Origin of the sequence: Aeromonas sp. QDB54 (assembly GCF_027707385.1) — a bacterium.
Lineage (GTDB): Bacteria > Pseudomonadota > Gammaproteobacteria > Enterobacterales > Aeromonadaceae > Aeromonas > Aeromonas hydrophila.
Window position 1 is genome coordinate 1 of the sequence record NZ_JAPCIT010000043.1, and the last position, 15,752, is coordinate 15,752.

At 54.5% G+C, this 15,752-nt stretch carries 10 protein-coding genes; 3 read left to right on the forward strand and 7 right to left on the reverse strand.

The annotated features are described in order from the left end of the window. Positions 1 to 73: 73 nt before the first annotated feature. From PG881_RS22895 to PG881_RS22925, 7 genes are all read right to left on the reverse strand, one after another. Positions 74 to 271 carry a hypothetical protein gene (locus PG881_RS22895; RefSeq protein WP_270803122.1) on the reverse strand — a complete coding sequence of 66 codons (198 nt, stop codon included), beginning with the start codon at positions 269 to 271 and terminating at the stop codon, positions 74 to 76. A gap of 25 nt (positions 272 to 296) precedes the next feature. Then, a complete protein-coding gene (locus PG881_RS22900; protein ID WP_113995283.1) occupies positions 297 to 3,395 on the reverse strand; it encodes a type I restriction endonuclease subunit R in 3,099 nt (1,032 codons plus the stop codon). Beyond that, positions 3,382 to 4,785: a restriction endonuclease subunit S gene (locus PG881_RS22905; protein ID WP_113995284.1), complete on the reverse strand. Its 1,404-nt coding sequence runs from the start codon at positions 4,783 to 4,785 to the stop codon at positions 3,382 to 3,384. Before PG881_RS22905 ends, PG881_RS22900 begins: the two co-directional genes overlap by 14 nt. Next, entirely contained in the window at positions 4,782 to 7,163 is a 2,382-nt protein-coding gene (locus PG881_RS22910; RefSeq protein ID WP_113995285.1) for a type I restriction-modification system subunit M, read from the reverse strand. Before PG881_RS22910 ends, PG881_RS22905 begins: the two co-directional genes overlap by 4 nt. Positions 7,164 to 7,408: 245 nt before the next feature. Continuing rightward, positions 7,409 to 8,278, reverse strand: a complete 870-nt coding sequence (locus PG881_RS22915; RefSeq protein ID WP_239991392.1) for a helix-turn-helix transcriptional regulator — start codon at positions 8,276 to 8,278, stop codon at positions 7,409 to 7,411. Between the two features lie 383 nt (positions 8,279 to 8,661). Beyond that, positions 8,662 to 11,004 (reverse strand): TOTE conflict system archaeo-eukaryotic primase domain-containing protein, encoded by a 2,343-nt coding sequence (locus PG881_RS22920; RefSeq protein ID WP_113995287.1) that lies wholly within the window; start codon positions 11,002 to 11,004, stop codon positions 8,662 to 8,664. Between the two features lie 74 nt (positions 11,005 to 11,078). Then, positions 11,079 to 11,819: an NYN domain-containing protein gene (locus PG881_RS22925; protein ID WP_113995288.1), complete on the reverse strand. Its 741-nt coding sequence runs from the start codon at positions 11,817 to 11,819 to the stop codon at positions 11,079 to 11,081. 116 nt (positions 11,820 to 11,935) lie between these two features. On the opposite strand from PG881_RS22925, the gene PG881_RS22930 reads away from it, so the two are divergent. The 3 genes from PG881_RS22930 (at position 11,936) to PG881_RS22940 (ending at position 15,717) form a co-directional block, all read left to right on the forward strand. Next, complete coding sequence (locus PG881_RS22930) at positions 11,936 to 13,102, forward strand: hypothetical protein (protein ID WP_113995289.1); 1,167 nt, start codon at positions 11,936 to 11,938, stop codon at positions 13,100 to 13,102. A gap of 241 nt (positions 13,103 to 13,343) precedes the next feature. After that, on the forward strand, positions 13,344 to 14,393 hold the full coding sequence (locus PG881_RS22935; protein ID WP_161524854.1) for a ComEC/Rec2 family competence protein: 1,050 nt from the start codon (positions 13,344 to 13,346) through the stop codon (positions 14,391 to 14,393). Beyond that, on the forward strand, positions 14,386 to 15,717 hold the full coding sequence (locus PG881_RS22940) for an ABC-three component system protein (RefSeq protein WP_270803134.1): 1,332 nt from the start codon (positions 14,386 to 14,388) through the stop codon (positions 15,715 to 15,717). The genes PG881_RS22935 and PG881_RS22940 overlap by 8 nt, the downstream gene beginning before the upstream one ends. Positions 15,718 to 15,752: the final 35 nt, after the last annotated feature.

Below are 15,752 nucleotides of genomic sequence, written 5' to 3' on the forward strand. Positions count from 1 at the left end.
AGTACTGAACATAGCTCCAAGACTACCTCTTAAGTTAAGAGGGGCGAAGTGTCTGGATCTTCAAGGGGCCAATCTAGCTTTTGACTAGCGCGGCACCTGCAATTGCACCTAGAGCGGTTGCTGGCACACCGAGCCAGTAGTTGCGCTGAACCCATGTGTCTTCGGCATTGAAATGTCCCTTGCTCGAATACATGGCGTCTTCTTCTAGTCGCTCAGCCTCTCTGTAAAGCGCAGAAATTTTGATTTGATCCTCTGTAGATATTTCGGTCATCGCGCCCTCCCATACCAGTTCCTTCTCATGCCGACGCCCCAGGCTGTGGCGGTACCTTCGGCGGCATAGCACCCCGGTGGTAGGTCGCATCGAACACAGTGTCCGTCAGCCAACGCTTGAAATTTGGGTTGTCACTGAACTGCTTGAACAGTTCGGTGTGGTCGGACAGTAACTCCAACACCACGCGGTTGAGCGCCTTGTCGTGCTCCAGTTTGGCGTTTTGCTTGTCGGAGTTCGCCTGCGCGTTCTGATAAGCCTTGTCCTGCGCCACCCGCGCCGGGATTTCCTCTGCAATGACCTTGCGGATCTTGTCCTCGTCCTTCCACTCAATGTTGCCGAACAGGTCGTTGAAGGTTTTGATGATTGCGGAGAGCTTGTCGATTTCTGCCTCGCCCTTACCGCCACCGCCGCCCTGTGGCACTGGCTCAACAGTGGCATCGGCGTCGGCCATTCCCATCTTCAGTGCCGCTTTGGCCTCCACCCTGTAGCTGTCCATGTCGATGGTCTCCAGCACCCCCTTGGAAAGGTCTTCCTCTTTGGGGGCAGGCAGTTTGGGGATGAGGAAGTTCAAGAAAATCGACAGTTTCTCCCACGTCGGATGGCCGTAGCTCAGGATTGCGGCGAGAAAGCCGTAGCTGCGAACAAAGGCCTTGGCTGTGCCCTTGAACTTGACCTGTTCATCCTCGCCGAGCGTGTCGGTGTATTCGGCCACGCAAGTATCGAGGATGGGGTCGAGCTTGTCCCGGTCTGCACCGCCCAAGTACAGCGCCACCAAGTCTTCTACCTGCTGCCAGCTATACACCTGCTGCCCGTCGAGTTCAGTCTTCAGATCGTGCAGCTTGTTGGCATCGGTTTCGCCGGTCTGGATGGTGGCGCGGTAGTAGTCCTGGAACGCCGCCTTCACCGCCTCGCCGTTGTCGGCGAAGTCGAGCACGAAAGTGTCGTGCTTCTGGGGATGTGCCCGGTTTAAGCGTGATAGGGTCTGAACCGCGAGCACGCCCGCCAGCGGCTTGTCCACGTACATCGTGTGCAACAAGGGCTCATCGAAGCCGGTGACGAACTTGTTGGCGACAATGAGGAACCGATAAGGATCCTGCTTGAATTTCTCCGGAATGTCCTTGCTAGGGAATTCGTTCAAGTCAGCTTCGTTCTTCTTCTCGCCAGCGATCTCGAAGTCACCCGAGTACGCCACGATGGCCTTGTACGGGCTCTTGATCTGTGCGAGGTAGCCCGACACCTCACGCCAGTAGTCGATAGCTCGCGCGATGCCGTTGCACACGATCATAGCCCGCGCCTTGCCACCGATCTTCTGTTTGCCCGCAACCTGTGCGATGAAGTGATCGACCATGATCTCGGCCTTGCGGCGGATGGCCTTGTCGTGCGATTCAACGTAGTGGCGGATTTTCTTCAGCGCCTTCACCTTGTCGAATTCCGGGTCGTCCGCCACCGTCTTGGCCACTTGGTAGAAGCTGTTATAGGTGGTGTAGTTCTCAACCACGTCGAGGATGAACTTCTCTTGGATAGCCTGCTTGGTGGTGTAGGTCAGTTCCTCTGGCGAGCGGAACTGCACCTTGTCGCCGACCAGCGTCTTCTCGCCGAACAATTCCAGCGTCTTGTTCTTGGGGGTGGCTGTGAACGCGAAGTAACTGGCGTTGGCCAGCAGCTTGCGAGAGGCGATGCGCTTCTCGATTTCCGCGTTGACCGCATCCTGCGTGCTGTCTTCCTCGAATTCCTCCTCGGAAATCTTGCCAGTCGTGTCGGCATCGGCTGCTTTGCCGCCGAGGGCTTCGTGCATCCGCGCAGTAGTCTTGCCGCCTTGACTGGAATGCGCCTCGTCGATCAACAGCGCGAAGCGCTTGCCGGACAGGTCGCCCAGCTCATCAAGGATGAACGGGAACTTCTGAACCGTGGTGACGATGATCTTCTTGCCCTTCTGCAAGAATCCTCGCAGCTCCTGTGCGTTGTCGGAGTGGCCGAAGATCGCCGCCACGTGGTCATAACCCTTGATGGTGCGGGCGATCTGCGAGTCCAGCGCGCGCCGGTCGGTGATGACAATGATGGAGTCGAATTGCACCGCCAGTGGGTCATCTTTGCGACGCAACTCCACCAACTGGTGCGCCAGCCAGGCAATGGTATTGCTCTTGCCACTGCCCGCCGAATGCTGGATCAGATAACGCTTGCCCACGCCGTCGTTGTGGGCGCGGCGCAGCAGGGCACGTACCGTGCGCAACTGGTGGAAACGCGGGAAGATCTGTTTGCGCTTCTTGCGTTTCTTGCCACTGGCGCCGGTTTCCTCTTCTTCCACCACCTGCGCGTAGCTCTCGATGATGTTGGCCAGCGACTTGCGGGTCAGCACCTGCTTCCACAGGTAATCGGTCTTCAGACCATCCGGGTTGGGCGGGTTGCCCGCGCCACTGTTCCAGCCCTGGTTGAACGGCAGGAACCACGACGCCTTGCCTTTCAGCTCGGTGCAGAACGCGGCCTCCGCGTCATCGACCGCAATGTGCGCCACGCAACGCCCCAACTGGAACAGCAGCTCCTGCGGACTGCGCGTGGTCTGGTACTGGACAATAGCGTCGGCCAGGGTCTGTTTGGTCAGCGAGTTCTTCAACTCGAAGGTCAGCACCGGCAGGCCGTTGATGAAGATTGCCAAGTCCAGTTCGTTGCCGGAAGCGTTGCTGTAGCGCACCTGCCGGGTGACGCTGAAGATGTTCTTGGCAAAATTTTCCGCAGCGTTGGCATTGCCCGGCGTAGGCAGCAGCTTGTAGAGATCGACGTGTACCGGCCCGTGGCTCACCCCCTTGCGCAGCACGTCCACCACGCCGCGCTTGGTGATCTCCCCTTGCAGGCGGTGCAGGAACTGGGTGCGCTTGATACCATCCGCCGCCAGCTCCAGCGTGTCCACCGCCTTGGATTGGGTGACTTGCAAGAAGGCCAGCAACTGCGCCACATCCAGTGCCACATCGCGGTTGTAGTCGGTGGGCTTGCCCTGCACATAGCCGTTGTGGGTGGCGGCGAAGTCCGTGGGAGCCAGCTCATGGCTGTACTCGGGCTGCGGCACGCCGGTCAGGCCGCGCACCACGCGCGCCTCGAACCAGCGCTCGCTGGAGTCAGTCTTCGCCATCGCTATCCTCCTCTTCTGTCACATCTTCCTGTTCATCGCCGAGCGCTGCCAGTGTTGCGTCGTCCACCACGTCCTCCGGACCGGGTTGCCAACCGCGCACGTCCACTTGGCCGGTGACCACATCGGCAATCAGGCGCTCACGGTATTCGCGGATCAGTCTGATTTCTTCTTCGGTGCGGGCGATGGCCTCATCCAGCGGCGTACTCTCTGTCTTGATGTGCTCAACGATGGCCTGCTGCTCATCCACGGTCGGTGGCAACGCCACAGGGAAGCGACCCAGCACTGTTTCTGCGATGGCGGGGTAAGCAATGCCGATGGAATTTGCTGCCACTCGGTTCACAAAGGCACTGCTCTGGATGATGTAACCGAGGTATTCGGGCTCCACACTCTTGCCTGGCGTGAGCACAGCAAAGCCGGTGGATGCGATCAGGTCATCCGCGTCCTCACTTACATACCAGATGGCCTTCAGGTACGTCCGCACTGTCGAGATGATGGTGTCGCCTCGGCTTAGAACTCGACGCGCTCGGGACGGGGCGGACTCGAAACGGATGCGCTCAAGTTCCTTCGCCAAGCGCCCGGTTTGCACCGAGCCGATGTCTACGTAGCGGAATTCAAAATCCGGACTGGTTTTTTCGCCCAGCGTGCTGGCATTCAGCCTCACCCAACGTTTAAGCGGCTTCACTTGCCAATGCTCAGGCACCTCGCCCAACCATTCGATGCTGGAGGGCTTGAGCGTGACAGAAGGATCTAGGCCACGCGTGACGGCGTGGTCGATGATGCGCAGCTTTTGTTCGGTGAGCAGCTTGATCAGATCCCGCTTGGCCTTGATAAAGCGGGCGATGTGCGCGTCCTGCGCGCGCAAGTAGGCCACGATCTGGTCTTGCTCGGGGCGTGGTGGCTGGATCAACGCGATGTCGAGGAACTGGTTTGGGTACAGGCGCAGGCGCGAGGATTGAATACCGGTCGACCGCCCGATGTATTCGGCCACGTAGGCTCGCGTACGGAGCAGGTAGTCCAGATACGCAGGGTTGAAACTGTCGGTAATGTGTGGACGGTACACGCCATAGGCTGGGCTGACGATGCCCACATGCCTACTCGCACCAAGTGCCGCCATCCACGCCCATAGCGTGTTGATGACGATGTCACCAGGTTGACACAGCTTGGAGCCGACGTAGCTCGCAGCCTTGAACATAGTGACCTTCTTCTGGCTGCGTGGGGTAACGCCGGTGAGGTGAGACACCGACAGCAGCTCTTCCTGTCCGGTCTTCGAGCGCTCATCTACCTCGCGGAAAAAAGTCTTGGCGCGTTGCTCATTCCAGTGTTCCGGCACAGCGGGCAACCAGCGCATCTTAGGCTGCCGGTAGTTCGGGTATGCGCTCATCACCGTCATTGCGCGCCCCCCACGATTTTGTGCAGCAACCCCTCACTCTGCTGTTCCAGCGCGAGGATGTCAGCGCGGATTTCCGCCAGTGTGCGCAGTGGTGCGGGTTTGTAGAAGTAGCGAGCGAAGGAAATCTCGTAGCCGATCTGGGTCTTGTCCAAGGCGATCCAGGCGTCCGACGCGTGCGGAAGTACTTCACGCTCGAAAAAGGCGTCAATACCGCCCGTCTCCTTCAATGGCACCTGCTCGGTGTCGCGCAGCTCGCTGTCTGGCTCGTACTCGACAATGAAGCGATCCTTGCCCACGGTCTCTAAGTATGCTCCGTCGAAGCTGGGTTCAAAGAAGTCGCTCGATTTGAGTTTGGTGCGTTTAGCCAGAACCGGCGGCGCAGCGTCATCTCTCCAGCTCACCGCCTTGTAAATGACCTTTTTCTCGGGCGCGCTGAGCTTTTTTCCCTCTGCCTTCAACGCAGAGTCGAAGCGGGTGCGGAACTCGTTATGGTCGTCGAATATGGCGCTACCTAGCGTCTTTTGCACCCGTTGCGCCATTTCCATCAAAGACTTGTCGCGCAGCCAGGTCGCTGCATCGAGCAGCTTCTTGCGGCGCTTGGCGGGTACTGCCTTACGCGCAGCGGGAGCTTCGCTCTCATCGTCACTGTCTTGGCTGTCGTCATCTTCGTTCTCGTCTTCGCCTTTCAACCATGCCTCAATGGCCGGTTTGTGCTTGGCGAACTCGGTATAGAGTGCCTCGCCGTGGGTGGCGTAGATCTCGGCTCGCAGCGCCTCGTCACCAGACGCAAAGCGCAGGGGCTCGATGCGTTTGTCAGAGAGCTGGCTTTTCAGGCGCAGCGGGCGCTCGACGGTGATCTTCCAGTAGCCGAAGTCCTGGGTGCCGAACCACTTTGATTCAGCCGTTTCCTGCTCGCTGTGCAGATACAGGTCAAGGATGCGGGCAATGTCGGCCTCGCCCAGTTCGCAGTTCTTCTTGCCGAGGTTGCGGCGCAGCGGCTGGAACCAGCCACTTGCGTCGATCAATTGCACTTTGCCACGACGCGCTTCAGCCTTCTTGTTGGCCAGTACCCAGATGTAGGTGGCGATGCCGGTGTTGTAGAAAATGTTGAGCGGCAGGGCGATGATGGCTTCCAGCCAGTCGTTTTCCAGCACCCAGCGGCGGATGTTGCTCTCGCCCTGGCCCGCGTCGCCGGTAAACAGCGCGGAGCCGTTATGCACCAGCGCGATGCGGCTGCCCAACGGCGTGTTGTGCTTCATCTTTTGCAGCTTGTTCACCAGGAACATGAGTTGCCCGTCGCTGGAGCGGGTAATGAGCTTGAACTCAGGATTGCCCGCGTGGTTGACGATGAAGCGCGGGTCGTTGAATTCCTTCTTGCCGCCCATGCGATCCAGATCGGTCTTCCAGCTCTTGCCATAGGGCGGATTGGAGATCATGAAATCAAATTCGCGCGAACGGAACTGGTCGGCGGACAGGGTGGATTTGTCCGAGCCTCCGACAATGTTCTCGGCCTCTTCGCCTTCGCCCTTCAAGAGCAGGTCGGCCTTGCAGATGGCGTAGGTTTCGTCGCTGATCTCTTGCCCGAACAGATGGATGGACACTTCCTTGCCATGCTGCTCGGCCAGTTCGTGTAGCGCCTCCTCGGCCACCGTGAGCATACCGCCGGTGCCGCAGGAGCCGTCGTAGAGCGAATAGGTGCTGGATTCGATGCGCTCGGCTACCGGCAGGAACAGCATCTTGGCCATGAGCTGCACCACATCACGCGGGGTAAAGTGCTCGCCAGCCTCTTCGTTGTTGTCTTCGTTGAAACGGCGGATCAGCTCCTCGAACACCGTGCCCATACCGTGGTTATCCAGTGCGGGCAGCTTGATGCGGCCATCAGCATCCTTCACTGGCAGCGGCGCGAGATTGACCTCTGGGTCGAGGAAGTCCTCGATCAGGTAGCCGAGAACATGAGAATCCACCAGTTTCTGAATCTGGTTGCGGAAGTTGAACTTGGTGAGGATCTCCTGCACGTTGGGCGAGAAGCCGTCCAGATACGCAATGAAGTTATCGCGCAGCCGTTGCCCCGCCGCGCTTGCTTTCAGCTTGGCCAGAGTGAATTCCGAGACGTTGTAGAAGGCTTGGCCTGCCGCCATGCGCAGCGCGCCGTCCTGTTCGGCCACCTTGTGGGTGTCGAGGAATTTCTTGCGTTCCAGCACAGTTTCCTTGGTGGCCTCCAGTACGGCATCGAGCCGTCGCAGTACGATGAAGGGCAGGATCACGTCGCGGTATTTGCCGCGTACATAGACGTCGCGCAGGCGGTCGTCGGCAATGTTCCAGATGAAGTCGGAAATCCACTTGATCTGGCTTTGGTCTTGTTGTTGTTTCTTCTGCATCGATACGTTCCTCAATTCGCCGCAGCGCCGGTGGCATTTGTCAGTGGCGACGGCGAGACTTCATGATCTTTGAGTTCGCCCACAAGGCGTTCCTGGCGCTCTGCCAGAAGCGTGGGCCTCCACGCGTTTTCTGAGCTGACTTCCTGCGTTAGCACGAAGGGCGACACCTTGCCCTTACCCTTGAAGTTGGCATCCTTCAGTTTGTCGTGGGCTACAAAGTGCCTTGGTCATTGGTTTTCTTCTTTCTATCGTTTCTTGACGTTGCTCGGGGCTTGGTAGCCCGGAGCCAGCTTGGCGTTCTCGACGCCGTACAGCGCCAGTGGATCGCTAAGCCATAGGCGGTACTGCTCTTCTTTGAGGTGATGGTCGGGCGAGCAGTCCACACTCCAGCGCAGCAACATGTAACCCGCAACAGCTGCTCGCACTCGCATTCGTATCGAGCAGCCAACCATCCCGTAGTCCATCTTGATGATTTCGGGGCGGGCGAGACGCGGGTGTGGCACCAAGTCCAGCTCCACGATCCGCGTCCACTGAATATCGTTATCCGGGCGCTCATTGGCTTTGGGCTCTTCATCGACCAACACGGGCGCTTCCATTCGAGTGACAGCAAAATCGCGGAACTCACCACTCTTTCGATCAAAAGCCCGGACATGCCAACGCAGGCCTGAATCAACCAAGGCAAACGGCACGATGATCCGGTCGGACTCACCGTTGCTCATCGAGTGGTAGCGGATGGAGACTGGCCGCTTGGCGTGGATCGCCCGGCATACTGGCGCCAAGACATCCATTCTGGGGTTGCTCAGGGCGGTGGGCGACTCGCACGGCAGCAGTGGTTGCGTTGCGCCGTTTGCGCCCTCGCCGAAGCCCTGCGCCAGCGCCGACAGCACGCGTTGAGATAGGTGGTCGAACAGAGGGGAGAACGTCTGCGCGATGCGGTAGATCTTGTTGCTACTGTCAAAGATGATGTTATGCGGTGCAATTTCCCGGTACAGGGCAAAGTCGCGTGTCGCCCCTGCCGGAGCCACACCGAAGCGCTCAATCAGGTCTGGGCGACCGATTTCACCGAAGAAGTAGAGTCGGAAGTCGATGTAGGCCAGCCGCTCACGCTGGACCAAGCTCAAATCATCGAGCCGCTTAGCGGAGGAACTAGGCATGAACTACCACTACAGGGGGAAATGAAAATTGAATGCTGTAATCCATACGGCGCTATCGTTGTAATCAAATTGATGACCATCATGCGCCAATGTTTGTATAACGGCAAGATGTGAAGTCTCAAACGTAGATAGCTTTCGTATTGTCCGATGTTTTTTTATACCGTTAAATTGATGCCATCCAACGATGAAATCTGGCTGCCCAATGCCTTATTGACTCTTCATGCCACTTGTCCTTATCCACTTACTTGGTTTGCGTAAAGATGTCGGTAGCTTTAAAAAAGGAGTCATCTATGGAGGCAGGGGTTACTCCTTCCTGCGGGCCTAGTGCTTATTGAAAAACGGACTCAGGTTTTAATTCTGTATCCCATCGTCCTATACCCCCGCTGCCGTTTGTCCCACATTCGCAGCAATGCAGGATGACCGGTATCCACAAAGTCGAAAATTTGTACATCGGTCTTGCCTGCATGTTCCCGATGCAGACGCCCAGCATATTGCTGTAGCGTCCCTTTCCATGAAACCGGCATCGCCAAGATCAGCGTATCTAGGGGTGGGTGATCAAAGCCTTCACCGACCAATTTACCTGTCGCCAACAAGATCCTCGGCGCATCGGATGGCAACGCATCCAAGTCGGCGATCAGCGTTGACCGCTGTTTCTTGGACATTCTACCGTGCAGCACAAATGGCGGAAGCGTCAGATTTTCGAGGGCAGATTTGATTGCATCGAGGTGCTCGGTGCGTTCCGTCAGAACCAGTACCTTCCGGCCCCCCTCATAGGCATCGCGCACCTGGGCTGCGATGGCTTCAGTTCGGGCCGTATCATTGGCCAGATGTCTAAAGACGTCTTGGATGCCCGCCTCGGCAGGCAGTTCAATGTGGGGAGACCATGAGCAGGGCACTACCTCCAGGTTATGAGGGGCATTGACCGGTTTTTCCGCTGTATATCTGATGGGGCCACACTGCATGAAGATAATCGGTTGCAAGCCGTCACGACGGATAGGGGTGGCGGTCAGGCCGAGTACGAATTTCGCTTTGGTTCGCTTCAATACGGCATCAAAAGACGCTGCGCCAATATGGTGGCATTCGTCCACGATCACCTGACCATAGTTCTCTACCAGCGGATTGACTTCACCTTGACGAGAGATGGACTGCATTACTGCGATATCGATCTTCCCGGTTGGCTTAGCCTTGCCACCACCAATGGTGCCGACCACCCCCTTACTGTTCTCCAGGAATGCCTGCAAGCGGTCTTGCCACTGTTTAAGCAACTCGGTGCGATGTACTAGCACCAGAGTGCTAACGCCTCGGCGTGCGATCATTGCGGCAGCGGCGACAGTTTTACCAAAAGCAGTCGGGGCGCATAGCACACCGACATCGTGGGACAGCATCGCTGCGACGGCATTTTCTTGATCCCGCCGCAAGGTGCCGATGAAGGCGGTTTCTATGGGTTCACCGGCAATGCGCTCGTCGCACAGATGGCAACCGATGCCGTTTTCCCGGAGCAGATCCATTGCCGCATCAAGGCAGCCACGAGGTAAGGCGATGTGCTGCGGAAAGTTTTCCGCATTGCCGATGACACGGGGTTTATTCCATACCGACATTCGCATGGCCTGTGCCTTGTAGAACTCAGGGTTCTGGAACGCGGCCAGCCGGATAAGGCGATTGGCCAATGCCTGCGGTAACTGCGCTTTCTCAAAATAGATCAAGTTGGCCAATGTCACGTTCAGCAAGGTAGGAATCGGCCCGGACAGCTTCCTGGTCGCGGTATTCTCCCGTTTCCAGGGGGTGAGCAGGTCTTCGTCATCAATAAAGGTCACGTCGAGTGGGTGAACATTACCGGTGGCTTGCAGGATGGTGGGCTCAATGTCGTGAGGGGGCATCAACTGGATGGAGTCAAGAAATGCCCATTGGTCAGGGTAGGGGGCCAGTTCGGCATCGACGAAAACACTGAAATCTTTCTCCCTCGGCCCCTTTTGCAACGGTAAGGCGATCAGATTTCCGAAGCCTCCCTTGGGCATGGAATCCTGATTAGGAAACAATCGATCATAGGAGCCCAGCTTCAGTTGTCGACTGCGAGCACAAGTGTGGCTGATGATGGCTGAGCCCAGGCGTCTGGCATCGCGTGCCGATACACGGCTGACAAAAAACACCCAAACATGGGCACCTTTGCCCGAGCGTGAGATTTCCAGTGCGGCCGGAATTCCCAACTCTGCACACGACAGCATGATTGCACGCGCATCTTCGCGCCAATCGGCTTCATCGAGATCCATGGCCAAAAAATAGCAGCTGTCATCTTCCAGCAATGGATAGACACCGACGGTGTGCTTACCGGCCAGGTGATCGTAGATCACGGTATCGGAGACTGGGAGCAGCAGGCGATGAGTGCAGTCACCACACTTAATTCTGGGCTTCTCACAGACCCCCGCTCGCCATTCGTTGGCGCAGGCCGGGGCATAACCGGATTTGCCGGTTGTCCTGCTTTCCCAGCGGATAGGGTAAACATCAGTGCGTCCACGAAAAAGACCACGAAACATCGCAACCTTTTGAGCGGTGGAAAAGAGTGTGGCGCCTAGCTTTTGTACCACAGGAGCGGCGGGATTCGGCAGTCGCCACTCGATGCCGTGTTTTTCCAGTAGTGCAATCAAGCGCAAATTTTCGGCTTTGAGGGTACTGACCTCATCATTCGTCATTCGCGAATCCCTTACTTCCAAACCGACCTGCGATAAGAATGTTGCCCTGCCATCAAGCTATGTGCCAATGAAGGTCACAGCTCGACGATTTTTTTGATCTGAGAAACCGATTTTCTGTGTCTGACCATCAGTCCAGACTTTTCGTTCTTTTTCAATTCAAAGAGGTCAATGGCTGCAAATAGGTCGCTTAGTTTTCTGAACCCATAGTTACGCGGGTCGAACGACGCATGATTTGAGATGTGACTGCCAACCCCGCCCAAGGATGCCCAACCATCTCCCGTTTCCACAGCATCAATGGCTTGACGTAGCAGATTGATCAGCCGAGTGTCCCCTTTCAGGTTCTTCGCATGAATGGCAATCGGCACTTCCTCTTTCACCTCCTGGAGTGGGGGATCCAAGTAAAGAAACTTGGAGCAGCTATTCACGAAGGGTAGGGAGGCCTTACGCTCCCCAAACCCGACCACCTGTTTGCCATCGGCCAGGCAACGGGTGACCAACGGCATAAAGTCACAATCCGAAGAGACCAGACAGATCACATCGATATCCTTGGTGTAGAGCACATCCATCACGTCGATCACCAACGCCATATCGGTGGCGTTCTTGCCTTTGGCCAGGTCAAATTGCTGCACTGGCTGGATGGCGTACTCGTGCAATATGTCCTCCCATGGCTTGAGGTTGGCATTCTTCCAGTTGCCATAGGCCTTGCGTATATTAACCACACCATAGAGGGCCAATTCGGACAGCACCGTTTCAATCTTTCTTGCCGGTGCATTGTCTGCGTCAATAAAGAGCGCGATGGTATCCTTGTCTTTCAACTTAACCTCCTTGTCCTGAGATGGTCTAATCGGTGCCGATCCCGTTGAATCAAAGATTTGATATTATGGAGCTATCTAGGCAATTGCCTTAACCAGTGGGTAGTTGAGTTCTCGCTATGTGGCAAGAAATACGTATTCCCTTCGCGGTCAGGATTGATACCGGCGAAATGGTGTCAGTTGACGAGGTAGAGCGAGGGCTAGCCTGTAACTGCAAGTGCCCCAGCTGTGACGGCCGTCTGGTGGCCAGAAAAGCCGATGTGAATGCACATCATTTTGCGCATCACACCGCCAGCAAGGAAGCCTGCCAATACGCCTTTTACACCAGTATTCGCCTGATGTTGCTCTCTCGGCTCGATGACATCAAGTTGCTCAATACTCCTGCCTTCGAGATCTTGTTCGAGCGAGTCAGCCATCTAGTCTCCGCGCCGCATCCCGACATCAAAGTGTACCGTACATCCCAGGAGAGTCAGCAGTTGGCACCGACGGCACTCTATGCTTTGCAGGATCGGAACGAATACCGGCTTGGACTGGATTTCCCCGCTGCTGATGAATCGCCACAGGATAAACCCTATTGGCTGGACGATTACACCCGCGCCAACCCTAAAACAGGCATTCTTTCGGTGGTGTATCGCACCTTTGTCGAACATCTATTTCGGAAGGACCGCCCTGACGGCATGGATACCACGTCTTGGATGTTCCACATACTCAGTACCAATCCGAAGTGTCTGCACTGGCAGTTTCATCCAGCGGCAGAACTGAAGCGCAGTCGCTTGCAATACGAAGCAGATGAGAGGGAACGCTGCCAGGCCGAACAACGGGTGAGGGAGGAGGAGCGATTACGGGTGTGGAGAGAAGAGGAGGCACGGGAGCCTGAGCGCCAAGCCCGACGTGAGCGCGAACAGAAACTGGCACAGGAGCGACGACAGCAGCGGGAGGCGATGTTACGGTTAGCCCGCCAGCAGCAAGAAGAGGAGGAACGGCGTCAGATGGCAGAGCGCAAGCAGCGGAATGAAGCCATCTGGGAGCGGATGGAACAAAAGCGCAAGGAAGCCATTGAACGTAGGCGCTTGGATGAAGGAGAAATACAGCGGGCGGTGGACCAGTTGGTTACTGGACAGCGAAGAATGGATGCTGTGACCAGGCCGGTGGAGGAGGGACCTAAGGTTTGCAAATATTGCTTCCTTGAGTCGGAAGCACTTACGCTGCATGGTTACTGCTATCGCGAGCAGTGTGTCGACGGCCGCGAACGGGATAGACGGTTTGGTAAGTATTTCCCCGATTAGGGAGAGGGAGTGTTGGTGTGGCGAGAAAGCCCGTCCATTGTGCGTTCATGGAGCCAAAAGTAGAAGCGGGCTAAACCCAGCCAAAAGTTGAGAATGTGTTGCTAATCAAGGATTAATGAGATATTACATAGTAATTTTTCAGCGCTTTGCGCTAAATATTGCCTAGGTTGGGGATAACTATGCTCAGCTAGCATTGCTGTGCATGCCGTTACTCTTGCAATGGGGCCGGGAGAGGAAGGCCATGCCAGTTAACATTCGTGTGTTAAAAGCATTTCACGGCGATTGTATATTCATAACTGTTGAGTCAGAAACGGTCACGGAGAGAATTTTGATCGATGGGGGGCCAGCGGCTACCTTCGGAGTCTCTCCACAGGGAGAACTCAGAGCCCTACTTAACGAGTTAGAAGCTGAAGGGAAGCAAATTGATCTAGTCATACTAACACATGTTGACGATGACCACATCGGTGGTTTGATAAAGGCCTTTGAGGTCAAAGACGGGCTGACAAAGCTTGCGCGAAAAATAATGTTTAATTCTGGACGACTCATTCATGAGTACTTCAAAGTCCAAGTAGACCCTAAGAAAGAAATACTAGGGAATTTCACCCAATCTAAAAATACCTCAATCAACCAAGGGAACACCCTTGAGCGATTACTAAAAGACCTAGGAATATGGCATGAGAGCGTAATAAAGCAAGGTGATAAACATACTCTTAAAGGCTGCGAATTAATATTTCTCACACCTGACGAAAGCGAGCTAAAGAAACTACTTACAACATGGGAAAAAGGACAGCCCAGCCCATTCACCTCTGCATCCAAAACCGATTGGAAAAAAAGTTACAAGGAACTGCTCGCACAAGACACATTCAAGGAGGATAATTCAACACCAAACGGAAGCTCCATCTCTTTTATTTTAAAAGTGGGCGAGTATAATTTTCTGTTCTTAGGTGATGCGCACCCGACCAGTATCATCCAAGGCTTAACAATGCAGGGATACAATGCCGACACCCCTATAAAAGCAGAGGTGGTAAAACTTTCCCATCACGGCAGCAAAGGTAACACCAGCCCTGATTTACTGTCCACGATCGATTGTTTGACCTACATAGTAAGCACTGATGCAACTCGACATGGCCTGCCAAATAAAATAACTTTTGCACGCATCCACAGCAAAAAACCAAACGCAGCAATACTCTTCAATTACAAATCAGTAATTTCAAGTATCTATACAAATGACGAGCTTGCGCAATTGAAAAATCAAATCAATGCATTGCTTGGAGAGTTGAAATTTGACTAGCCAAATTGACAAAATACGCTCCCATGTTGTCATGGTAATTGATGGGAGCGGCGTTCTCATCCATCCAGCTTTTGGCGATCACAGCTACATACTCACTGCCAAACACGTACTGGAAACTGAGGAAAACTCTGGGGAATACCATGACATAGATAAAATTACCGTTACAAAAATAAATGGAGATACAATTGATTTACTAAGACGAATAGTCAGCGTTGATAACGACATCGCAATTTTAATCACAAGCACTAAGCTAGACTCCGATCTACAAATTGCTGTATCGAAACCTGAAAGAAATAATAGAGTTTTTTATTACGGATACCCAGGCATCCGGAGGACTTTAGAGCCCCGCGATCAATTAAGAGAGTACCCAGGGCAAATCAATGAAGTTGAGGGAGACAGATTTTCTGTAACCCTTGACGGGAGACCACTTTGGAGTGAAATAGCGGGAGCCTCTGGTGGCGGTGTATTCGTCGAGATTGGAGGGGATATATTCCTCCAGGGGATAGAATCACGAGTCGAAGGAGTTGTCGATCGTGAGTTCCATGGAAAGGTGATCTGTACGCCTATAGCCATGATCGAAAAGATTATCTCAGAAGCAGGGCTAGAAAAAATACACCCCCCCGCTATGGCTAGTTTTATAGGGTTAGTGGATAAGACATTCCGTTGCTTCTCACAAGCGGAGGACCCTGAAAATCTTAGGTTCCTGATGAACCAACTTAAAGAGCGCGGATCTGCGCTCATCTCAGCGAACCATATAAACCCTTTAACACTTTATGAGAAATTAAATAAAAAGCTATTGGTCAAAGATTGTCCTGAGCAGAACCTTTACAATGAAGAGCTTTGGATCGCATATTTTGAATTCTTAATAATTAGCTGCTTAATCGATGACGTTGACACTGTCGACTTCTCCTACATTGATGACAATTCTACTCGGCGAAGATTTTTATTTTCAACAGATCAAGAAAACTGGATTTGGAAGTTGCTGGATATCTTCCGTTCAGATTTTCGCGGGCTGAAGCGCGGCGGAAAGATTATTGTTAGCAGTGGTGATAGCGCCCCAAAACATGAAGCTCGCTCGTCGTCTTTAGAAAGGGTTGTTTTTGACATTGGCCGTCGCCAAAAAAGTGAAATTATGGTCGATTCTGGAATCACAAACCCAGCGATTGACTTTAAAGTGTATAACTTAACCGGTCTACACAGATTTTGCGTAGTGGATGCCGACGACCGATTTTCCAATTACTACGCTGGGAACGAGGGATACGGTGAGGTTGAATTAATGGCCCTAGGGAAGGTGCGAATAAGCGGGGAAATTCTTCTCGGCTGACTCAGTCATTTCATTTCTTCATGTTTGAGCCGATT

What these genes read in the sequence shown, in the direction of transcription:
- PG881_RS22895 (WP_270803122.1), bottom strand. Translation starts at nt 271, where the DNA reads ATGACCGAAATATCTACAGAGGATCAAATCAAAATTTCTGCGCTTTAC.
- PG881_RS22900 (WP_113995283.1), bottom strand. Translation starts at nt 3,395, where the DNA reads ATGGCGAAGACTGACTCCAGCGAGCGCTGGTTCGAGGCGCGCGTGGTG.
- PG881_RS22905 (WP_113995284.1), bottom strand. Translation starts at nt 4,785, where the DNA reads ATGACGGTGATGAGCGCATACCCGAACTACCGGCAGCCTAAGATGCGC.
- PG881_RS22910 (WP_113995285.1), bottom strand. Translation starts at nt 7,163, where the DNA reads ATGCAGAAGAAACAACAACAAGACCAAAGCCAGATCAAGTGGATTTCC.
- PG881_RS22920 (WP_113995287.1), bottom strand. Translation starts at nt 11,004, where the DNA reads ATGACGAATGATGAGGTCAGTACCCTCAAAGCCGAAAATTTGCGCTTG.
- PG881_RS22930 (WP_113995289.1), top strand. Translation starts at nt 11,936, where the DNA reads ATGTGGCAAGAAATACGTATTCCCTTCGCGGTCAGGATTGATACCGGC.
- PG881_RS22935 (WP_161524854.1), top strand. Translation starts at nt 13,344, where the DNA reads ATGCCAGTTAACATTCGTGTGTTAAAAGCATTTCACGGCGATTGTATA.